The sequence below is a fragment of the Kribbella sancticallisti genome (genome assembly GCF_039530625.1).
Taxonomy (GTDB): domain Bacteria; phylum Actinomycetota; class Actinomycetes; order Propionibacteriales; family Kribbellaceae; genus Kribbella; species Kribbella sancticallisti.
In genome coordinates, this window is record NZ_BAAAOS010000031.1 from 82,558 (window position 1) to 100,160 (window position 17,603).

Sequence of the window (17,603 nt, forward strand, 5' to 3'; positions counted from 1 at the left end):
CAGCTGGGGGTCCACTCGGACCCTCAGCTGTACTCCGCGTCGAGCCTCGCGTCGATCTCGGCCTTGCGCTTGACCCAGCGCTCACTCAGGCCGACGACCTCCTCCTGGATGAAGTCGAGGAACCCGAGTGTGGCCTGCAGCCGGCGCTGTGAGTCCGTGCCGTCACCGGCGTTCTCCAGCATCTGCTGGATGATCTCCTCCCAGCGGACCAGTTGGTGGTCGCGCCGCATCATGCTCTCGTACCAGAAGTCGTCCTGGACGACGTAGACGTCGCGGCGACTGCCGGGCTCCCGCTCCCGGCTGGCCAGCCGCAACTGCAGCAGGTATCGCACCGCGCCCGAGACCGCGGCGGGGCTGGCCTGCAACTGGTCGGACAGCTCAGCGGCCGTCAGTCTGCCGCTCTCGCTGCTCAGGATGGCGGCGAAGGCCCGGGCCGGCATCCGCGCCCAGCCGGAGTCGGTCAGCACGTTCGCGAACTGCTCCGCGGACCGCCGGACCGCTTCGTCATCTCGTTGCCTGGCTGCGCTCACCGCCCCATCATCTCCTTGTCTTCCCAAGATTCACAATCTTCTGAATGAAGCGTACGTTATGAATCATGACATCAGCCATCGTGGTCTCCGGACTGCACAAGTCGTACGGAAGTACGCACGCGCTCGACGGTCTCGACCTGGAGGTCGCCACCGGTGAGGTGCACGGATTCCTCGGCCCGAACGGCGCCGGGAAGTCCACCACCATCAGGGTCCTCCTCGGCCTGCTGAAAGGCGACGAGGGTGACGCGTCGCTGCTCGGCGGCGATCCGTGGCACGACGCGGCCAAGCTGCACCGTCGGCTCGCGTACGTCCCGGGCGACGTCAACCTGTGGCCGAATCTCACCGGCGGCGAGGTGATCGACCTGCTCGGCCGGCTCCGCGGCGGTCTGGACCCGAAGAAGCGGGACGACCTGCTGCGCCGGTTCGACCTCGACCCGACCAAGAAGGGCCGGACCTACTCCAAGGGCAACCGGCAGAAGGTCGCCCTGGTCGCGGCGCTCGCCGCCGACGTGGAGTTGCTGATCCTGGACGAGCCCACCTCCGGCCTGGACCCGCTGATGGAGGAGGTGTTCCGGCAGTGCATCGAAGAGGAGCGGCAGCGCGACCGTACCGTGCTGCTGTCGAGCCACATCCTGTCCGAGGTCGAGGCGTTGTGCGACCGGATCAGCATCATCCGGCGCGGCAAGGTGGTCGAGACGGGCACGCTCGCGGATCTGCGGCACCTGACCCGGACCTCGATCCAGGCCGAGCTGGCCGTCTCGCCCAATGGCCTGGCCAAGCTCCCCGGCGTACACAGTCTCGATGTCGAGGGCAACCGGGTGCGGTGCGAGGTGGACACCGCACAGCTGGACGGCCTGATGAAGCAGTTGGCCGCGAGCGGCATCAAGAGCCTGGTCGCGCAGCCCCCGACCCTGGAGGAGCTGTTCCTGCGGCACTACGAGGACGACTCGGCGGCACCCGAACCCGTGGCGGCCGCACGATGACCGACTTCGCTGGTACTGCGACCCTGGTGCGGCTCGCGCTCCGGCGGGACCGGGTGCTCCTGCCGGTGTGGATCGTCGTGTTCGTCGCGATGGCGGCGGGTTCGGCCCAGGCGTCGATCGAGCTGTACCCCGATGTGGCGTCGCGGGTGTCGGCCGCCGAGACGTCGAACTCGTCACCGGCGCTGGTCTCCCTGTACGGCCGGATCTGGGACCCCACCTCGCTCGGCGAGCTGTCTTTGTTCAAGCTGACCGCCTTCGGTGCGCTGCTGGTCGCGTTGCTGGCCGCGATGATCGTGGTCCGGCACACCCGGACCGAGGAGGAGACCGGTCGGCTGGAGTTGCTCAGCGCCGGCGTGCTCGGCCGGTTCGCGGCGTTGACCGCGGCCCTGATCGTGTCGGCCGGGACGGTGATCGTGCTCGGTTTGCTGACCGCTCTGAGCCTGATCGGCGTCGGGTTGCCGGCGTCGGGGTCGTTCGCGTTCGGGCTGGTCTGGATCACGGCCGGCCTGGCCTTCGCCGGGATCGGTGCGATCACCGCACAGCTCACCGAGAACGCCCGGACTGCGAACGGGTTCACGGCGATCGCGCTCGGTTTTAGTTATGTGGTACGGGCTCTTGGGGATTCTGCGGCGGCTGACGGTCCGCGGTGGATTTCCTGGTTCTCGCCGATCGGGTGGGCTCAGCAGATCCGTCCGTTCGCCGGGGATCGCTGGGTGGTCGCCCTCGCGCCGCTGGCGCTGCTGGTGATCTTGGTCGCGGCCGCGTTCGCGCTGATCCGCCGGCGAGATGTCGGAGCCGGTCTGGTCCGGCCTCGCCCGGGCCCTGCCACCGGTGCCCCTTCGCTGCGCTCGCCGCTGGCTCTTGCCTGGCGATTGCACCGAGGATCCCTGTACGCGTGGACCTTCGCGTTCCTGCTGCTCGGCCTGCTGGTCGGCAACATCGCGAGCAACGTGGACGGCTTCGTGAGCAGCGAGAGCGCGAAGGAGATGGTGCAGAAGCTCGGTGGAGTGGAGGGCATCACCGACGCGTTCCTGTCCAGCGAGATGGGCGTCCTCGGCTTGCTGGCGTCCGCTTTCGGGATCCAGGCCGCGTTGCGGCTGCGGTCCGAGGAGACCGCGCTCCGAGCCGAACCCCTGCTGGCGACCGGTGTCACGCGAGCCCGGTGGCTGGCGAGTCACGTGCTCATGGCACTGCTCGGCACCGCGGTACTGATGCTCGTCGGTGGCATCGGCTCGGGCATCTCGAGCGGGGCATCCCTGGGCAACATGAGCGAGCAGGTACCGCGGATGGTGGCCGCCGCCGCGGTTCACCTGCCCGCGATCTGGCTGGTCACGGCTCTCGTGGTGATCCTCTTCGGCCTCGCCCCGAAGCTGGTGACAACCGGCTGGGTCTTGTTCGGCGCCTTCCTCCTGCTCGGCCAGTTCGGCCCGGTCTTCGACCTCCCCCAACGGCTGATGGATGTCTCGCCGTACGCCCACACGCCAAGGCTCCCCGGCGGGGATTTCTCCGCGACACCGGTGGTCGCCCTGTCGGCGATCGCCGCGGTCCTGGTCATCACCGGATTCACCGCCTTCCGCCGCCGCGACATCGGCTGACCCCGTCGTCCGGCCCGCCCGAGGTCCTCTCGGGCGGGCCGGCCTGTCTACGATCGACGGGTGCAGCAGCCTTTGAGTGAACGGTCCGGGGACTTCGTGGACTTCTGGACCGAGCGGCATCTGTGCATGCTCAGCACGGTCCGGCCGGACGGGTCCGTTCACGTCGTGATGGTCGGCGCCACGGTGGATCTGAAGACGGGGATCGCGCGGGTGATCTGCTCGGGCGGGTCGCACAAGGCCCGGCAGGTCCGGGCCGCCGGGGCGGCGGGTGCCGCGGTCGCGGTGAGTCAGATGGTCGGGCCGCGCTGGTCGACGCTCGAGGGGCGGGCCGTGGTGAGCGACGACCCGGAGCGCGTGGCCGACGCAGTACGCCGGTATGCCGAGCGCTACCGCCAGCCGCGGGAGAACCCGGAGCGCGTGGTCATCGAGATCACCGTGAGCAAGGTGCTCGGCAATGCCTGAGGTGCTCACGGTCGTCGGAGTCGGCGCCGACGGCTGGGCCGGACTGTCACCACGAGCCCGCGAGGTGATCGCCTCCGCCGAGGTGCTGATGGGAAGCACTCGACAATTGGCGCTGGTGCCCAGCGCTGCGGAGCGGGTGAGTTGGCCCTCGCCGCTTTCTGAGTCGTTGCCGGGGTTGCTGGCTACTTATCGCGGCCGGCGGATCTGTGTGCTGGCCAGTGGGGATCCGACCTTTCACGGTATCGGGACCACTCTGACCAGGCTGCTCGGCCCGGAGGCGGTGCGCGTGATTCCGCATCCGTCGAGCGTGTCCCTCGCCTGCGCCAGGCTGGGGTGGCCGCAGGACCAGGTGGAGGTGATCAGCCTGGTCGGGCATCCGCTCGAACTCGTGCAGCCGCATATCCAGCCGGGGCGGCGGCTCGTAGTACTGAGTTGGGGTGCGAATACGCCGGCCGAGGTGGCTGCCGCGCTGGTGGCGCGGGGATACGGCGGTAGTGCGTTCACCGTGCTGGAGCAGTTGGGTTCCGCGAACGAGCGGGTGCGGACCACCCGGGCCGACGAGTGGAACCACGAGGTCGACGCGTTGAACGTGATCGGCGTGCAGTGCGAAGCCGAACGCGGCGCAGACCTGCTCCCAACCTCACCAGGCCTGCCCGATACGGCGTACGAGAGCGACGGCCAGCTGACCAAGCGCGAGGTCCGGGCGGTGACGGTGTCCCGACTGGCCCCGGTGCCCGGGCAGTTGCTGTGGGACGTCGGCGGGGGAGCGGGCAGCATCGCGATCGAGTGGTCGCGGCACCACCCGAGCTGCCGGGCGGTCGCGATCGAGCGTGATCCGGATCGCGCCAAGCGGCTCGACCGGAACGCCGCGACGCTCGGCGTCGCCATCCGTACGGTCGTTGGCGCAGCGCCCTCCGCACTCGAGGGGCTGGAGTCGCCCGACGCCGTCTTCGTCGGAGGTGGAGCGACCGTCCCCGGTGTGATCGAGACTTGCTGGGAGCTGCTGCGCCCCGGCGGCCGGCTTGTGGTCAACGGCGTCACGCTGGAGACGGAAGCACTGATCGCCCAGTGGTACGCGAAGCTTGGTGGCGACCTGGTCAGGCTGTCGGTGCAGCGCGCGTCGCCCGTCGGCGGCATGACCGGGTGGCGTCCTGCGATGCCCGTGACGATCTGGAGCGTGACCAAGTGACCGTCCACTTCATCGGCGCGGGACCGGGCGCGGCGGACCTGATCACCGTCCGCGGCCGTGACCTGATCGCCGCTTCGCCCGTCTGCCTGTACGCCGGTGCGCTGGTGCCGGTGGAGCTCCTCGACTACTGCCCGCCGGGTGCTCGCAAGGTGGACACGGCGTCGCTGAACCTCGACGAGATCCTGGCCGAACTGGTTGCCGCGCACGAAGCCGGTCTGGATGTGGCCCGGTTGCACTCGGGTGATCCGGCGGTGTTCAGCGCGATGGCCGAGCAGATGCGCCGCCTCGACGCCGAGGGAATCCCGTACGACGTGACGCCCGGAGTACCGGCTTTCGCCGCTGCGGCGGCGTCGCTCGGCCGCGAACTGACGGTGCCGGAGGTCGGGCAGACGGTGATCCTGACCCGGATCGCCGCCCGCGCCACCGCGATGCCCGACGGTGAGGACCTGGCCACGCTCGGCTTGAGCCGCGGCACGATCGTGCTGCACCTCGCGGTCCAGCACATCGAGCGCCTGGTCGACGAGCTGACGCCGAACTACGGCGCGGACTGCCCGGTCGCGGTCGTCGCCCGCGCCTCCCGCGCCGACGAGGTGATCCTGCGCGGCACGCTCGCCGACATCGCCGGCCAGGTCCGCGCCGCGGGCATCCTGCGGACCGCGGTCGTCATCGTCGGCAAGGTTCTTGCCGCCGACAACTTCCGCGACAGTCATCTCTACTCGACTGTCCGGGCCCGGTGAAGGTCCTCCTCCTGGGCGGGACCGGGGAGGCGCGGCGGCTCGCCGAGCTGCTGGCGGACGACTTCGAGGTGGTGTCGTCGCTGGCCGGACGGACTGTCGACGCCCAGCTCCCGGCAGGTGCTGTGCGGCAGGGTGGCTTCGGCGGCGTCGAGGGCTTGACCGACTGGCTCACGGCCAACGCGGTGGACGCTGTGGTCGATGCGACCCACCCCTTCGCCGCGACGATGACTGCCCACGCTGCAGCCGCTACCAGCGCGCTCGGGATGCCGCTCCTCGTCGTACGTCGTCCGGGGTGGCATGAGCAGCCAGGAGACCGCTGGGTCCGGGTGGGCTCGGCCGAAGAGGCCGCTGGAGCCTTGCCGTCGCTCGGCTCGCGTGCGTTCCTCACGATCGGGCGGCAGGGACTGGACGCGTTTGCCGCGGCCGGTGTGTGGATGTTGGCACGCTGTGTGGATCCGCCGTCGCCTGTGCCGTCGTGGTGCGAGCTGTTGCTGGACCGGGGGCCGTACGAGCTCGCCGGGGAGGTGGAGCTGCTGCGGAAGTGGCAGATCGACGTACTGGTGACCAAGAACAGCGGCGGTGACATGACTTCGGCCAAGCTGACCGCCGCCCGGGAGCTCGGGCTGCCGGTCGTTGTCATCGATCGGCCGCCGCTTCCGGCCGGGGTCGACGTGGTCGACGGGGTGGACCAGGTGGCTCAGTGGCTGCGGGAGCATCGGTAGAATCCCAGTCCTTATGGGAATCCAGATCGCACCGAGCATCCTGTCCGCGGACTTCGCCAAGCTGGCCGACGAGGCCGCGGCGGTGGCCGGCGCCGACTGGCTGCACGTGGATGTGATGGACAACCACTTCGTCCCCAACCTGACCCTCGGGCTGCCGGTCGTCGAGTCGCTCGCCAAGGCCGCGGCCCAGCCGCTCGACTGCCACCTGATGATCGAGGACCCCGACCGCTGGGCTCCCGGGTACGTCGAGGCGGGTGCCTCCAGCGTCACCTTCCACGCGGAGGCCTGCCGGGCGCCGATCCGCACCGCCCGGGAGATCCGTGCCAAGGGCGCCCGCGCCTCGATGGCGCTCAAGCCGGCCACCCCGATCGAGCCGTACGAGGACCTTCTCCCCGAGCTCGACATGATCCTGATCATGACGGTGGAGCCCGGCTTCGGCGGCCAGAAGTTCCTCGACGTCTGCGTCCCCAAGATCCGCCGCACCCGCGACCTGGTCGCCAAGCACGGCCTCGACATCTGGATCGAGATCGACGGCGGCATCTCCGCCGACACCATCGAGCAGTGCGCCGAAGCCGGCGCCAACGTCTTCGTCGCCGGCTCCGCCGTCTACGCCGCCGACGACCCGAACGCCATGGTCGAAAAACTCCGCACCCTCGCCACCAACGCCAGTACTGCGCACTGACCGGGCACTGACCTGGCACCATCGAAGCCAACGGCTACCGACGAGGAGCACGGGGATGAGTGAGCACAAGCCGGTGGAGAGTTGGCTGACCGACATGGACGGCGTGCTGGTGCACGAGGAGCGCGCGATTCCAGGGGCCAGTGACTTCATCGGGTCGTTGCAGCGGTCGGGCAAGAAGTTCCTGGTGCTGACGAACAACTCGATCTTCACACCGCGGGATCTACGCGCCCGGTTGCTTGCCGGCGGCATCGACGTACCGGAGCAGGCGATCTGGACGTCCGCGCTGGCCACCGCACAGTTCCTCGACGACCAGCGGCCCGGCGGTACGGCGTACGTGATCGGTGAGGCGGGGCTGACCACCGCGCTGCACGAGGTCGGCTACGTGCTCACCGAGCGCGCGCCGGACTACGTCGTACTGGGGGAGACCCGGACCTACTCGTTCGAGGCGATCACCCGGGCGATCCGGCTGATCGCCGACGGCGCGCGGTTCCTGGCCACCAATCCCGATCCCACCGGCCCGTCCACGGAGGGACCGCTGCCCGCCACCGGGTCCGTCGCCGCGCTGATCACCCGCGCCACCGGCGTCGCGCCGTACTTCGTCGGCAAGCCGAACCCGCTGATGATGCGCAGCGCGCTGAACCGGATCGAGGCGCACTCCGAGACGTCGGTGATGATCGGCGACCGGATGGACACCGACATCATCAGCGGCCTGGAAGCCGGCCTCCGCAGCATCCTGGTCCTGTCCGGTTCCACCGGCGAGCACGAGGTCGAGCGCTTCCCCTACCGCCCGACCCGCATCGTCGAGTCCATCGCCGACGTCGTCCCGCTGATCGACGCGCTGTCCTAGTGTCCCGTCAGCGACACTAGCCGCAGGCCGGCCGGAAGCCGTACCCCCTGTCCTTGAGCGTCTTCAGGATCGTCGGGAGGGCGGCGAGGGTCTGACGGCGGTCACCGCCGCCGTCGTGGAACAGGATGACCGAGCCACTGCGCACCTCCGCGAGCACGCGCCGCACGATCGCCGCCTGGCCGGGCCGCGTCCAGTCGCGCGAGTCGACCGTCCACGTCATCAGTTTCTTGCCGAGCGCGGCGGCCCGCTGGGTGACCAGGCTGTTCACCGCGCCGTACGGCGGTCTGAGGCAGTTCGGGGTGGAATCCGTTTGCTCGCGGATGGACCGGTCGGTCTTCTCCACCTGACTCTTGAAGCTCGCCGCGGACAGTTTCCGGAGGTCGGGGTGCGACCAGGTGTGGTTCTGCACGCTGTGACCGCGCTCGTGCGCGTCCAGCGTCAACTCCGGATTCGCCGCCACCTCCCGGCCGAGCGCGAAGAAGGTTGCCTTGGCGTCGTAGGTCTCGAGGATGTCGAGGATCTGCGGGGTGTACTTCGGATCCGGCCCGTCGTCGAAGGTCAGCACGACGTACTTCGACGGAACCGGCGGCGGTGGTGGAGCCGCCGCGGCCGGGCTCTCCGTTGCCGGTGCCCCGCAGGACACGAGCAGGGCAAGCAGACTCAGCACGAGCAGCACGAGCGGCAAACGGCGATCCATACGTCCCCCACAGACGTCGGTGACCTCACTACCTCACCCGTCCACCATCGGCGCAAATCCCGGGAATGTCACAGCCCACGCCGCTGCCGCGTCAACTACCACGCATACCGGACACCGCAGCTAGAGGCACCACAGCGGATAGAAGACGTAGCCCCTGGCCTTGAGCGCCTTCAGGATCGTCGGGAGCGCGGCGACCGTCTGACTCCGATTACCCCCACCGTCGTGCAGCAGGACCACCGAGCCACTGCGCACGTTGTTGAGCACCCGGCGCACGATCACCGCGGTACCGGGCCGTGACCAGTCGCGAGTGTCGAGGGACCACAGCTTGACCTTCTTGCCCAGGGCCGCCGCGCGCTTGGCGACCACGCTGTTCGTCGCGCCGTACGGCGGCCGGAGGCAGCGCGGGGTGTAGCCGGTCTGCGCGCGGAGGGCCCGGTCCGTCGTCCGCACCTGCGACTTGAAGGTCGCCCACGACACCTTGCGCAGGTCCGGGTGCGACCAGGTGTGGTTCTGCACGCTGTGCCCATACAGGTCGGCCCGCCGGGTCAGGTACGGGTAGCGCGCCACGTTCCGGCCGATCTCGAAGAAGGTTGCCCTGACTCCGTACCTCCGGAGGATGGCGAGCACCTGCGCCGTGTACTTCGGATGCGGGCCGTCGTCGAAGGTCAGATACACGTACTTCGTCGCGGTGGTGGCCTGAGGCGCCTTCGGGGCAGGGGCTGCCGAGGTGTGCCCGGTTGCCATGATCAAGCAGATGCTCAGTGCCGCCACCGTGAGGAGGTGGGGTCTGACTGACAGTCGAACAATCATGGGCACCCCAGACGCCGATGACGAGGTGACCCCGAGCGGGGTCATCTCTCCACCATCGGCGTCCGGAGCAGAAAAAGCCAGCGTGCCCGGATCAGAGGACCTGCGAGAGGAACTGCTGCAGGCGGGGCGACTCGGCCGCGGTGAACACCCTCTCGGGGGCGCCGGCCTCGACGACCACGCCGTGGTCCATGAAGGCGACCTGGTCCGCGACCTGGCGGGCGAAGCCCATCTCGTGGGTGACGACGATCATCGTCATGCCGGCCGAGGCCAGGTCCGCCATCAGGGCGAGGACGCCCTTGACCAGTTCCGGGTCCAGCGCCGAGGTGGCCTCGTCGAAGAGCATCACCTCTGGCTTCATCGCCAGCGCCCGGGCGATCGCCACTCGTTGCTGCTGGCCACCGGAGAGGTTGCCGGGACGCGCCGACTCCTTCTCCCGCAGCCCGACAAGCTCCAGTTGCTCGCGGGCCGCCTCGACGGCGCCCTCCGCGGTCAGCTTCTTGATCTTGCGCAGCGGCAGGGTGATGTTCTCCAGCACGGTCTTGTGCGGGAACAGGTTGAAGTGCTGGAACACCATGCCGATCCGGCGCCGCAGCTCGTCCGGATTGCTTTTCAGCACGGACTCGCCGCCGAGCCGGATGTCGCCGGCGTCCGGTTCGAGCAGCCGGTTGGTGGCCCGTAGCAACGTCGACTTGCCGGAGCCCGACGGGCCGATCACGCACGCGGTCTGTCCGGCCGGGACGGCCAGGTCCACACCGCGCAGTACCTTGTTGTGGCCGAAGGCAAGCTCGATGCCGGTGAGCTCGAGGCTGGCTGCGGATTCAACGATGGTCGGCATGAGTCAGCTCCTCGACCTCGAGATCGGCGGGACGGCCTTCACGGAGCCGCTTGTCGAAGTAGTTGACCAGGTGGGTCAACGGCACGGTGATGATCAGGTAGAAGATGCCCGCGAGCAGCAACGGCGAGAGGTTGCCGTTGGTCGCCGCGGCGTCCTGACCGATCCGGAACAACTCCCGCTGGCTGGCGAGCAACCCGAGGAAGTAGACCAGGCTCGACTCCTTGACCAGCGCGATGAACTGGTTCACCAGCGCCGGCAGCACCCGGCGTACGCCCTGCGGGATGACGACCAGCCGCATGCCCGACGTGTAGGTGAAGCCAAGCGCCCGGGCGGCCTCCAACTGGCCCTTCTCCACGCTCTGGATGCCGGAGCGGAAGATCTCCCCGATGTACGCCGCCGCGATCAGCGACAGGGCGAGGATGCCCAACGGGTACGGGTTGGGTCCCCACCAGTGCCGGGTGATCGGCGACAGGCCCTGGCCGATCAGCAGGATCGTCAGGATCGCCGGCAGGCCGCGGAAGATGTCGGTGTACACCTTCGCCGGCCAGCGCAGCCAGCGCCGGCGGGACAACCCCATCACCGCCACGATCATGCCGAGCACAGTGCCCAGCACGACCGAGGCGGCAGCGAGGATGAGGGTGTTGACCAGCCCCACCTTCAGCATCTCGGGCAGGACCAGCCGCATCGATTCCCAGTCGAGGAAGGTGTCCTTCAGGGTGGACCAGATGTCCATCTCAGCCGGCTGCGGGGGCGGCCGACGGCACCGTGAACTTCACCGAGCCGCTGCCCGGCTTGAAGTTCGGCGGCACCGCGCGACCCGGGTAGTACTGCTCGACCAGCTTGGTCCAGGTGCCGTCCGCGATCACCTCGTCGAGCGCCTTGTTGACGGCGTCGCGCAGCTTGTCGTTGCTCTTGGCCACGGCGAAGGCCATCGGAGCGTCGCTGAGTTCCTTGGCCGCCAGGACGACGGTGCCGCCGCCTTGCTCCTTGGCCATCTTCTCGCCGATCTCGGCGGGGGAGACCCAGGCGTCCGCAGTACCGGCCTTGAGTTGGCCGAGCGCGGTGTTGTAGTTCGGCACCCGGACCGGGTCGAGGTCCTTGCCCGTGGCGTAGTCGTCCTGGACGGTGCCCTGGACGACGACCACGCGCTTGCCGGTGAGCTGGTCGAAGCTGGTGATCCCCGACGTCTTGGTGGTGTTCAGGCCGAGGTAGCCGAAGTCGTAGCCATTGCTGAAGGCAACTGTCTTCTTGCGGGCCTCGGTGATCGTGATGGACGAGCTGCCCAGGTCGTACTGGCCGCCGTTGACCTGCGAGAGCAGGGCGGAGAAGTCGGTGCCGACGAACTCCGGCTTCAGGTTCAGCTTGGCCGCGACCGCGGTGATCAGGTCGTTGTCGAAACCGGTGAACTTGCCGTCCTTGACGTACACGTTCGGCGGCGCGTCGGTGAGCGTGCCGATCCGCAGCGTGCCCGGCTGCAGCAGGCCCAGGTCGGGGCCGGAGGCAGTGGAGGTGTCGTCGCTGCCGCAGGCCGCGAGCGCGACGGCCAGGGTGACGGCCGTACCCAGGGCGGCAAGACGGCGGAAGGCGCTGATGGCGCGCACGGGTGTCTCCTTAGAACAAGTGGTCCGGGATCGGTGGGGTTTGCCCACCGAACGACGCTAACGCCGCGCGGAGGCGGCGAATTCCGTCGTGACACCGGCTGAGACGGCGCCGGAACGCCTACTGACTCCGTGATATTCAGGTCAGTGGTGACGCTCGTAATGTGCCACCGCGTCATCGGTCCGTCCCGCGCCGTAGGCGAGCAGCAACTCGGCGAGCCCGGGGGACTCGGCACCGATGAGCCCGGCGGCCCGCTGCACCTCGTCGGCCGACGCGACCGCCCGGAACAGATCCTGGATCTCCCGTACCACGGTCCGCGCGGCCGGCCGCGCGACGCTTGCCGTCGGCACCGATTTCGTGAAAGCACCGGTGCTGCCGCGGATCTGGTCCAGCGCCGCCGTGATCTCGGTCTCGTCGAGCGCTCCCTCGGCGACCCGCCCGGCCAGTTCGTCGAGCGAGTGCAGCCGCGACACGACCGCGGGGTTGCCGATCTTCACCCGCTGGCCGCTCATCAGTTGTGACAGCATCGGCGCGGACAGTCCGATCGCCTCCGCCAGCCGGGCCTGGGTCAGGCCCAGGGTGCCGCCGATCCGCCGCATCAGCACGCCGAGCGGCTCGCCGTACAGCTCGGTCTGCTGCCGTAAGTTGCTCTCGGTCTGGTCCACGGGCCAATCTTCGCACCTGCGAACACGAGAAACCAGTATTGAGGCGGCTTGACATTCGCGATTGCAAACTGCAAAGGTTGCAGTAGCGAATCCACCTGGAGGAATGATGACCCGAACGCAGGGATACCGCCGCCCCGCGGCCCTCGCGCTGATCGCCGCCGTGGTCTTGGCGACCCTGTCGATCGGTACCGCACAGGCAGACCCCGAGCCGGGCGACACCGGCAAGCTGGTGCTGGTGCTCGACTCGTCCGGCTCGATGAAGGAACCCGCCGGGGACGGCCAGACCAAGATCACCGCGGCCCGGACGGCGCTCACCAAGGTGGTGGCCAAACTGCCGGAGAACGCGCAGGTCGGCCTGCGGGTCTACGGCGCGACCGTGTTCAAGCAGGGCCAGCCGGGCGCCTGCACCGACACCCAGTTGACCGTCCCGATCGCCACCGGCAACCGCCCGCAACTGCTGTCGGCGATCACGAAGTACAAGCCGTACGGCGAGACCCCGATCGGCTACGCGCTCCAGCAGGCGGCGAAGGACCTCGGCCCCAGCGGGCAGCGCACGATCGTGCTCGTCTCCGACGGCGAGGCGACCTGCCAGCCGGATCCGTGCGTGGTCGCCCAGTCGATCGCCAAGCAGGGGATCGACCTGAAGATCGACGTGGTCGGATTCCGGGTCGGGGGCAAGGCGCGCAGCCAGTTGCAGTGCGTGGCTCGCGAGGGCCGCGGTGACTACTACGACGCCGACTCCACCATCGACCTCGAGGCCGGCCTCGACCGGCTGTCCACCCGCGCCTTCCGCCCCTTCCGCATCTCCGGTACCCCGGTCGTCGGCGGGCCGCAGCAGGAAGGCGCCCCGGTCCTTGCCCCGGGCCACTACTCGGACAAGTTCACCGGCTCGCCGACCGCGAAGTACTACCTGATCAAGCGGACCATCGCCGGGTCGACCCTGCGGGCGGGGGTCAGCTTCCGCCGGCCGGCCGGCGGAAGCCTGGTGATCCAGAGCGAGGCCAAGCTCAACACCATCGAGGGGAAGAACTGCGGCTGGAGCTACCCGCGCGCCTTCGGGAGCGACGAGGGTCTGGCGACCGGTACCGCGTCGAGCTGGTCGGACTGGCAGAAGGAGTGCGCCACAGGTGACCTGATAATCCTCACGGTGTTCCCGGGCAAGGACAACGACCAGCTCAAGAACGTCCCGTATGAGCTGAGGATCGACGAGGAGCCCCCGGTCGACTCGACCGCGAACCTTCCGGACGGGGCCGGCGATCCGACCTGGGTCTCGATGCCCGGTTCGACGCCGCGCGACATCGTCCCCGGCTCGAGTTTCGCCGACGCCCCGCTGCTCGAGGCCGGCAGCTACAAGACCACCCTGATGCCGGGCGAGCTGCAGTTGTACCGGGTGAAGGCGGACTGGGGTCAGCGGATCCAGACACAGGTCACGGTGCCGCAGGTGGGCGGCGCGACCGCGAAGGCCTGGGGGCTGTACCGGTACCTGGACCTCAACCTGATCTCGCCGGTAGGTGAGGAGGTGTACGCGGTCTTCGCCAAGGGAACCCCGGGCACGGGCAAGCGAGCCGCGGTGTCGAAGCAGGGGACGGTCCACGGGATCACCACCAAGGAGATCCGCTACCAGAACCGTGACGGTGCCAACAATCAGGACAAGGGCACCTCGACGCCGGGCGAGTACTACGTGGCGGTCTCCGTGTCGCGGAACAAGGACGACAAGGCCTTCACGATCCCGCTGACCCTGACCATCGGCCTCCAGGGAACCGCGGGCACCGGCAAGCCGGAGTACACCGACGGCGCGACGCCGGTGGCAGGCACCTCGGTCACCCCGAGCCCGACCTCGACCCCGACCGACGAGCCCTCCCAGCCCTCCGGTGAGAAGACCGAGGCGGGCGGACCGGTCCAGGACAACGGCGGCACCACCTCCGACGACGGAGCGCCGGTCGGCCTGATCGCCGGGCTGGGCGGGGGAGCGCTCCTCCTGATCCTGCTCGGAGCCTGGGCCGTACTCCGCCTCCGCGCCAAGCCCGCTCTTCCGCAGCCGGGCAACTACCCGCCCCAGGGCAACTACCCGCCGCCGGGCAACTACCCGCCGCAGGGCAACCACCCGCCGCAGGGGAACCACCCGCCGCAGGGGAACAACCCGCAGCAGCCCGGCTGGCAGCAGCCGCCCAACCAGTAGGACCGTCAAGACGAGCGATGACTTTCGGCGAGCGGCCTGGTCTATATCTCAGTAGGCACTCCCAGTGGGATCGAGAAAGTGGTGGGTGGCGATGGAGATCGACGAGTTCGGCCGCCTGACCGACCCGTACCGGCGGGAACTGCTGACTCACTGCTACCGGATCCTCGGCTCACTCCATGACGCCGAGGATCTGGTGCAGGAGACCTATGTCCGGGCCTGGCGGTCCTACCACCGGTTCGAGGGCCGCTCCTCGCTCCGCGTCTGGCTCTACCGGATCGCGACCAACGCCTGTCTGACCGCGCTCGAACACCACAGCCGCCGCCGTCAACAGCCTGCTGCAGCGCGCTCGCGCCCAACTGAACCGCGTGGCGCCGACGGAGAACGACCAGCCCGACCTCACCGAACCCGCGATGCGCGCGTTGCTCAACCAGTACATCTCGGCCTTCGAGGAGAGCGACGTGAGCGCTCTGGTGGGCGTACTCCGCGAGGACATCGCGCTGGAGATGCCACCCCACCGGACCTGGTTCTTCGGCCGTACTGCGGTCGCCCGCTTCCTCAGCACCCGGGTGTTCGGCGGGCCGGGGGCGATCCGGATGATCCCGACGACAGCGAACGGGCAACCAGCCGTCGCCGCGTACTTCCGGAAGGCAGACGGCCAACTCTGGGCGCACGCAGTACAGGTGCTCACCCTGACGCCGACCGGGATCTCGCGGATCATCTCCTTCAACGAATCTTCTCTGCTCCCGTCCTTCGGGCTTCCTCCGATCCTGGCGCGGGAGGCGGCGGGATGACGTCGTGGCAGGGCTGAGTGGTCCGGTTCGCCTGCTGGAGCAGGCGATCCGCTACGCCACGGGGAGCGTGGACTCGGTGGTCGACGGCTTCGGTTCGCTGCCGACACCCTGTGTCGAATGGGACCTGCATGCCCTGCTGCTGCACCTGAACGATTCGATCGCGGCTCTCCAGCAGGGAGTTGAATTCGGCCATGTCGCGGTGGACGAGAGCCGAGGCCCACAGGATCCGACCTGCGTTCTGGTCACAAGCTTTCGGAGCCGGGTGCAACGGTTGCTGAGCTCCTGCAGGACCGGTGCGCCGGCCGGTCGCCTGGTCACCGTCGATGGCGTTTCGCTGCCCACCGGCAAGGTGGTGGTCACCGGCGCGGTGGAGGTCGCGGTGCACGGGTGGGACATCTCTGTGGCCTGCGGCAATCACCGTCCGATTCCGGACCCGCTCGCGCTGGGGATGCTGACCCTGTCCCAGTTGATGGTCGACGACGGCATGCGCGCGTCGCTGTTCGGTCCGCCGGTCGCGGTCTCGCCGCTGGCCGGCCCGAGTGACCAGCTGGTCGCCTTCCTCGGCCGTCATCCAGTGCCCTCGGCAACTAGTTCGCCGCGATGACTTCTGCGCTGCCGAGGGGTCTACATCAGTGTGACTACTACTCGGATCGACACGAACCCTCGGTTACCCGGTGAGCCGGCCGACATTCCCGCCGCGAGACCCGGCTGGACCCTCGTACTGGCGGCGCTCGGCGTCTTCCTGACCTCGCTGGACGTGGTGATCGTCGCCACCGCGCTGCCGACCCTGCGGTCGGAGCTGAACGCGAGCCTGGCCGACCTGGAATGGACCATCAACGCCTACAACCTCGTCTTCGCCTGCCTGATGCTGACCGGTGCGTCACTCGGCGACCGCTTCGGCCGCCGCCGGCTGTACGTGCTCGGGGTGCTGGTGTTCACCGCCGGGTCGGCCGCGGCGGCGTTGTCGTCCACGGCCGACGAGTTGATCGCCGCGCGGGCGCTGCAGGGCGTGGGCGCCGCAGTACTGATGCCGCTCACGTTGACGCTGATCAGCAACGCCTTCCCGGCCGAGAAGCGGGGGATGGCGATCGGGGTCTGGGGCGGCGTATCCGGCCTCGGCGTGGCCGGCGGTCCGGTCCTGGGCGGGCTGATCGTGGACGGGATCTCCTGGCAGTGGATCTTCTGGATCAATGTCCCGGTCGGCCTCATCGTGGCGCTGCTCTCCGCTCGGCTGCTGCGGGAAAGCTATGGCCCGAGGCCACAACTCGACCTTCCCGGCCTGGTTTTGGTCGGTACTGCGATGCTCGGGCTGACGTGGGCGCCTGTTCGCGCGCCGGTCGTCGGGTGGGGTAGTGCCGAGGTGATCGGCGCGCTGTTGGCGGGGGCTGTCCTGCTGGCGGCCTTTCTTGGCTGGGAGGCGCGCACGCCGAATCCGATGCTGCCGCTGAGCTACTTCCGGCGGCGCGGCTTCACCACTGCCAACGGGGTGTCGTTCTTCCAGACGATCTCGCTGCTCGGGTCGTTGTTCATGATGACGCAGTTGTTCCAGATCGGGCTGGGGTTCTCGCCGCTGGAGGCGGGGCTGCGGATCCTGGTCTGGATGGCGATGCCAATGCTGGTGGCGCCGATCGCTGGTGGGCTTGCGGACAGGTTCGGTAACCGGCCCTTCATGCTCGCCGGCTTGTTGCTGCAGGGTGCGGGGGCGGGGTGGCTGGCTCTGGTGGTCGAACCCGCGGTCGGGTACGGGTCGCTGATCGGACCGCTGATCATGTCTGGGGTGGGGATCTCGTTGTGCTTCCCGACCGTCGCCAACGCTGTTGTCAGTTCGGTGCCGGAGGCAGACGCGGGTCTTGCCGCGGGGACGAACAGCGCGCTGCGTGAGTTGGGAGGAGTCTTCGGGATCGCGATCCTGGCCGCGGTCTTCGCGGCCCATGGTGGCTACGGCTCACCGACGGAGTTCATCGACGGCTTCAAGCCGGCGATCTGGGTAGCAGCCGGGGTGCCGCTGCTCGGCGCGGTCTTCGCGCTGATGGCGCCGTCGCACGCCCAGGAAAAGCAAAGCCGGCTGCTGTCAACGCAGTAGTAGCCAGGCGGCGGTCCCGAGAAGCCCGGCCGCCCCGGCAAAGCTCGCCGCCGCCAGCCAGGTGAGCGCACGCGGGCGCCGTCGCACGAGCGGCGGCGCGGTCGCGGTCGCGGTACCGGCGAGGGCAGCAGGCGCTGTGGGCGCCGGGACGCCGGCTGGTGCCACGGGGGCGGGCGCCGGCGCGGGAGCACTGGAGG

General features: G+C 69.1%; 19 protein-coding genes and 2 pseudogenes. 13 read left to right on the plus strand and 8 right to left on the minus strand.

Annotated elements, in window-relative coordinates:
• Positions 1 to 23 precede the first annotated feature (23 nt).
• On the minus strand, positions 24 to 530 hold the full coding sequence (locus tag ABD255_RS22160) for a GbsR/MarR family transcriptional regulator (RefSeq protein ID WP_344216901.1): 507 nt from the start codon (positions 528 to 530) through the stop codon (positions 24 to 26).
• Between the two features lie 65 nt (positions 531 to 595).
• Here ABD255_RS22160 and ABD255_RS22165 point away from each other — a divergent pair, with 65 nt between their 5' ends.
• The 8 genes from ABD255_RS22165 to ABD255_RS22200 are packed head-to-tail and all read left to right on the plus strand — an operon-like array spanning position 596 to position 7,747.
• Positions 596 to 1,513, plus strand: coding sequence for an ABC transporter ATP-binding protein (locus ABD255_RS22165; protein ID WP_344216902.1), 918 nt, complete (start codon positions 596 to 598; stop codon positions 1,511 to 1,513).
• Positions 1,510 to 3,108 (plus strand): ABC transporter permease, encoded by a 1,599-nt coding sequence (locus ABD255_RS22170; protein ID WP_344216904.1) that lies wholly within the window; start codon positions 1,510 to 1,512, stop codon positions 3,106 to 3,108. The genes ABD255_RS22165 and ABD255_RS22170 overlap by 4 nt, the downstream gene beginning before the upstream one ends.
• 60 nt (positions 3,109 to 3,168) lie before the next feature.
• Positions 3,169 to 3,570, plus strand: coding sequence for a TIGR03618 family F420-dependent PPOX class oxidoreductase (locus ABD255_RS22175; protein WP_344216906.1), 402 nt, complete (start codon positions 3,169 to 3,171; stop codon positions 3,568 to 3,570).
• Positions 3,563 to 4,759, plus strand: coding sequence for a precorrin-6y C5,15-methyltransferase (decarboxylating) subunit CbiE (gene cbiE, locus ABD255_RS22180; RefSeq protein ID WP_344216908.1), 1,197 nt, complete (start codon positions 3,563 to 3,565; stop codon positions 4,757 to 4,759). Before ABD255_RS22175 ends, cbiE begins: the two co-directional genes overlap by 8 nt.
• The gene (gene cobM, locus ABD255_RS22185; RefSeq protein ID WP_344216911.1) at positions 4,756 to 5,496 is read left to right on the plus strand and encodes a precorrin-4 C(11)-methyltransferase; all 741 of its coding nucleotides are present in this window, start codon (positions 4,756 to 4,758) and stop codon (positions 5,494 to 5,496) included. The genes cbiE and cobM overlap by 4 nt, the downstream gene beginning before the upstream one ends.
• Positions 5,493 to 6,218 (plus strand): cobalt-precorrin-6A reductase, encoded by a 726-nt coding sequence (locus ABD255_RS22190; RefSeq protein WP_344216913.1) that lies wholly within the window; start codon positions 5,493 to 5,495, stop codon positions 6,216 to 6,218. The genes cobM and ABD255_RS22190 overlap by 4 nt, the downstream gene beginning before the upstream one ends.
• A 13-nt stretch (positions 6,219 to 6,231) precedes the next feature.
• A complete protein-coding gene (rpe, locus tag ABD255_RS22195; RefSeq protein WP_344216915.1) occupies positions 6,232 to 6,900 on the plus strand; it encodes a ribulose-phosphate 3-epimerase in 669 nt (222 codons plus the stop codon).
• Positions 6,901 to 6,955: 55 nt separating this feature from the next.
• The gene (locus ABD255_RS22200; RefSeq protein ID WP_344216917.1) at positions 6,956 to 7,747 is read left to right on the plus strand and encodes an HAD-IIA family hydrolase; all 792 of its coding nucleotides are present in this window, start codon (positions 6,956 to 6,958) and stop codon (positions 7,745 to 7,747) included.
• Positions 7,748 to 7,763: 16 nt separating this feature from the next.
• On the opposite strand, the gene ABD255_RS22205 is transcribed toward ABD255_RS22200, so the two are convergent.
• The 6 genes from ABD255_RS22205 to ABD255_RS22230 form a co-directional block, all read right to left on the minus strand.
• Positions 7,764 to 8,444, minus strand: a complete 681-nt coding sequence (locus ABD255_RS22205) for a polysaccharide deacetylase family protein (protein ID WP_344216920.1) — start codon at positions 8,442 to 8,444, stop codon at positions 7,764 to 7,766.
• A gap of 120 nt (positions 8,445 to 8,564) precedes the next feature.
• A complete protein-coding gene (locus ABD255_RS22210) occupies positions 8,565 to 9,188 on the minus strand; it encodes a polysaccharide deacetylase family protein (protein ID WP_344216922.1) in 624 nt (207 codons plus the stop codon).
• Between the two features lie 157 nt (positions 9,189 to 9,345).
• Positions 9,346 to 10,089: an amino acid ABC transporter ATP-binding protein gene (locus ABD255_RS22215; protein ID WP_344216924.1), complete on the minus strand. Its 744-nt coding sequence runs from the start codon at positions 10,087 to 10,089 to the stop codon at positions 9,346 to 9,348.
• On the minus strand, positions 10,073 to 10,822 hold the full coding sequence (locus ABD255_RS22220; protein ID WP_344216927.1) for an amino acid ABC transporter permease: 750 nt from the start codon (positions 10,820 to 10,822) through the stop codon (positions 10,073 to 10,075). The genes ABD255_RS22215 and ABD255_RS22220 overlap by 17 nt, the downstream gene beginning before the upstream one ends.
• Position 10,823: 1 nt before the next feature.
• On the minus strand, positions 10,824 to 11,690 hold the full coding sequence (locus ABD255_RS22225; protein WP_344216929.1) for a substrate-binding periplasmic protein: 867 nt from the start codon (positions 11,688 to 11,690) through the stop codon (positions 10,824 to 10,826).
• Positions 11,691 to 11,831: 141 nt separating this feature from the next.
• A complete protein-coding gene (locus ABD255_RS22230) occupies positions 11,832 to 12,353 on the minus strand; it encodes a helix-turn-helix transcriptional regulator (protein ID WP_344216931.1) in 522 nt (173 codons plus the stop codon).
• A 106-nt stretch (positions 12,354 to 12,459) separates the two neighbouring features.
• Here ABD255_RS22230 and ABD255_RS22235 point away from each other — a divergent pair, with 106 nt between their 5' ends.
• The 5 genes and pseudogenes from ABD255_RS22235 to ABD255_RS22255 all read left to right on the plus strand — a co-directional run bounded on the left by ABD255_RS22235 (position 12,460) and on the right by ABD255_RS22255 (position 17,406).
• A complete protein-coding gene (locus tag ABD255_RS22235; protein WP_344216933.1) occupies positions 12,460 to 14,532 on the plus strand; it encodes a vWA domain-containing protein in 2,073 nt (690 codons plus the stop codon).
• 91 nt (positions 14,533 to 14,623) lie between these two features.
• A pseudogene (locus tag ABD255_RS22240) lies at positions 14,624 to 14,815 on the plus strand (sigma factor); the annotation flags it as partial.
• An 82-nt stretch (positions 14,816 to 14,897) separates the two neighbouring features.
• A complete protein-coding gene (locus ABD255_RS22245) occupies positions 14,898 to 15,323 on the plus strand; it encodes a sigma-70 family RNA polymerase sigma factor family protein (RefSeq protein ID WP_344217059.1) in 426 nt (141 codons plus the stop codon).
• A 4-nt stretch (positions 15,324 to 15,327) separates the two neighbouring features.
• Positions 15,328 to 15,927, plus strand: a complete 600-nt coding sequence (locus ABD255_RS22250; RefSeq protein ID WP_344216935.1) for a maleylpyruvate isomerase family mycothiol-dependent enzyme — start codon at positions 15,328 to 15,330, stop codon at positions 15,925 to 15,927.
• A gap of 30 nt (positions 15,928 to 15,957) precedes the next feature.
• Complete coding sequence (locus ABD255_RS22255; RefSeq protein ID WP_344216938.1) at positions 15,958 to 17,406, plus strand: MFS transporter; 1,449 nt, start codon at positions 15,958 to 15,960, stop codon at positions 17,404 to 17,406.
• On the opposite strand, the pseudogene ABD255_RS22260 reads toward ABD255_RS22255, so the two are convergent.
• Positions 17,395 to 17,603: pseudogene (locus tag ABD255_RS22260) on the minus strand (serine/threonine protein kinase); the annotation flags it as partial. The gene ABD255_RS22255 and the pseudogene ABD255_RS22260 overlap by 12 nt on opposite strands.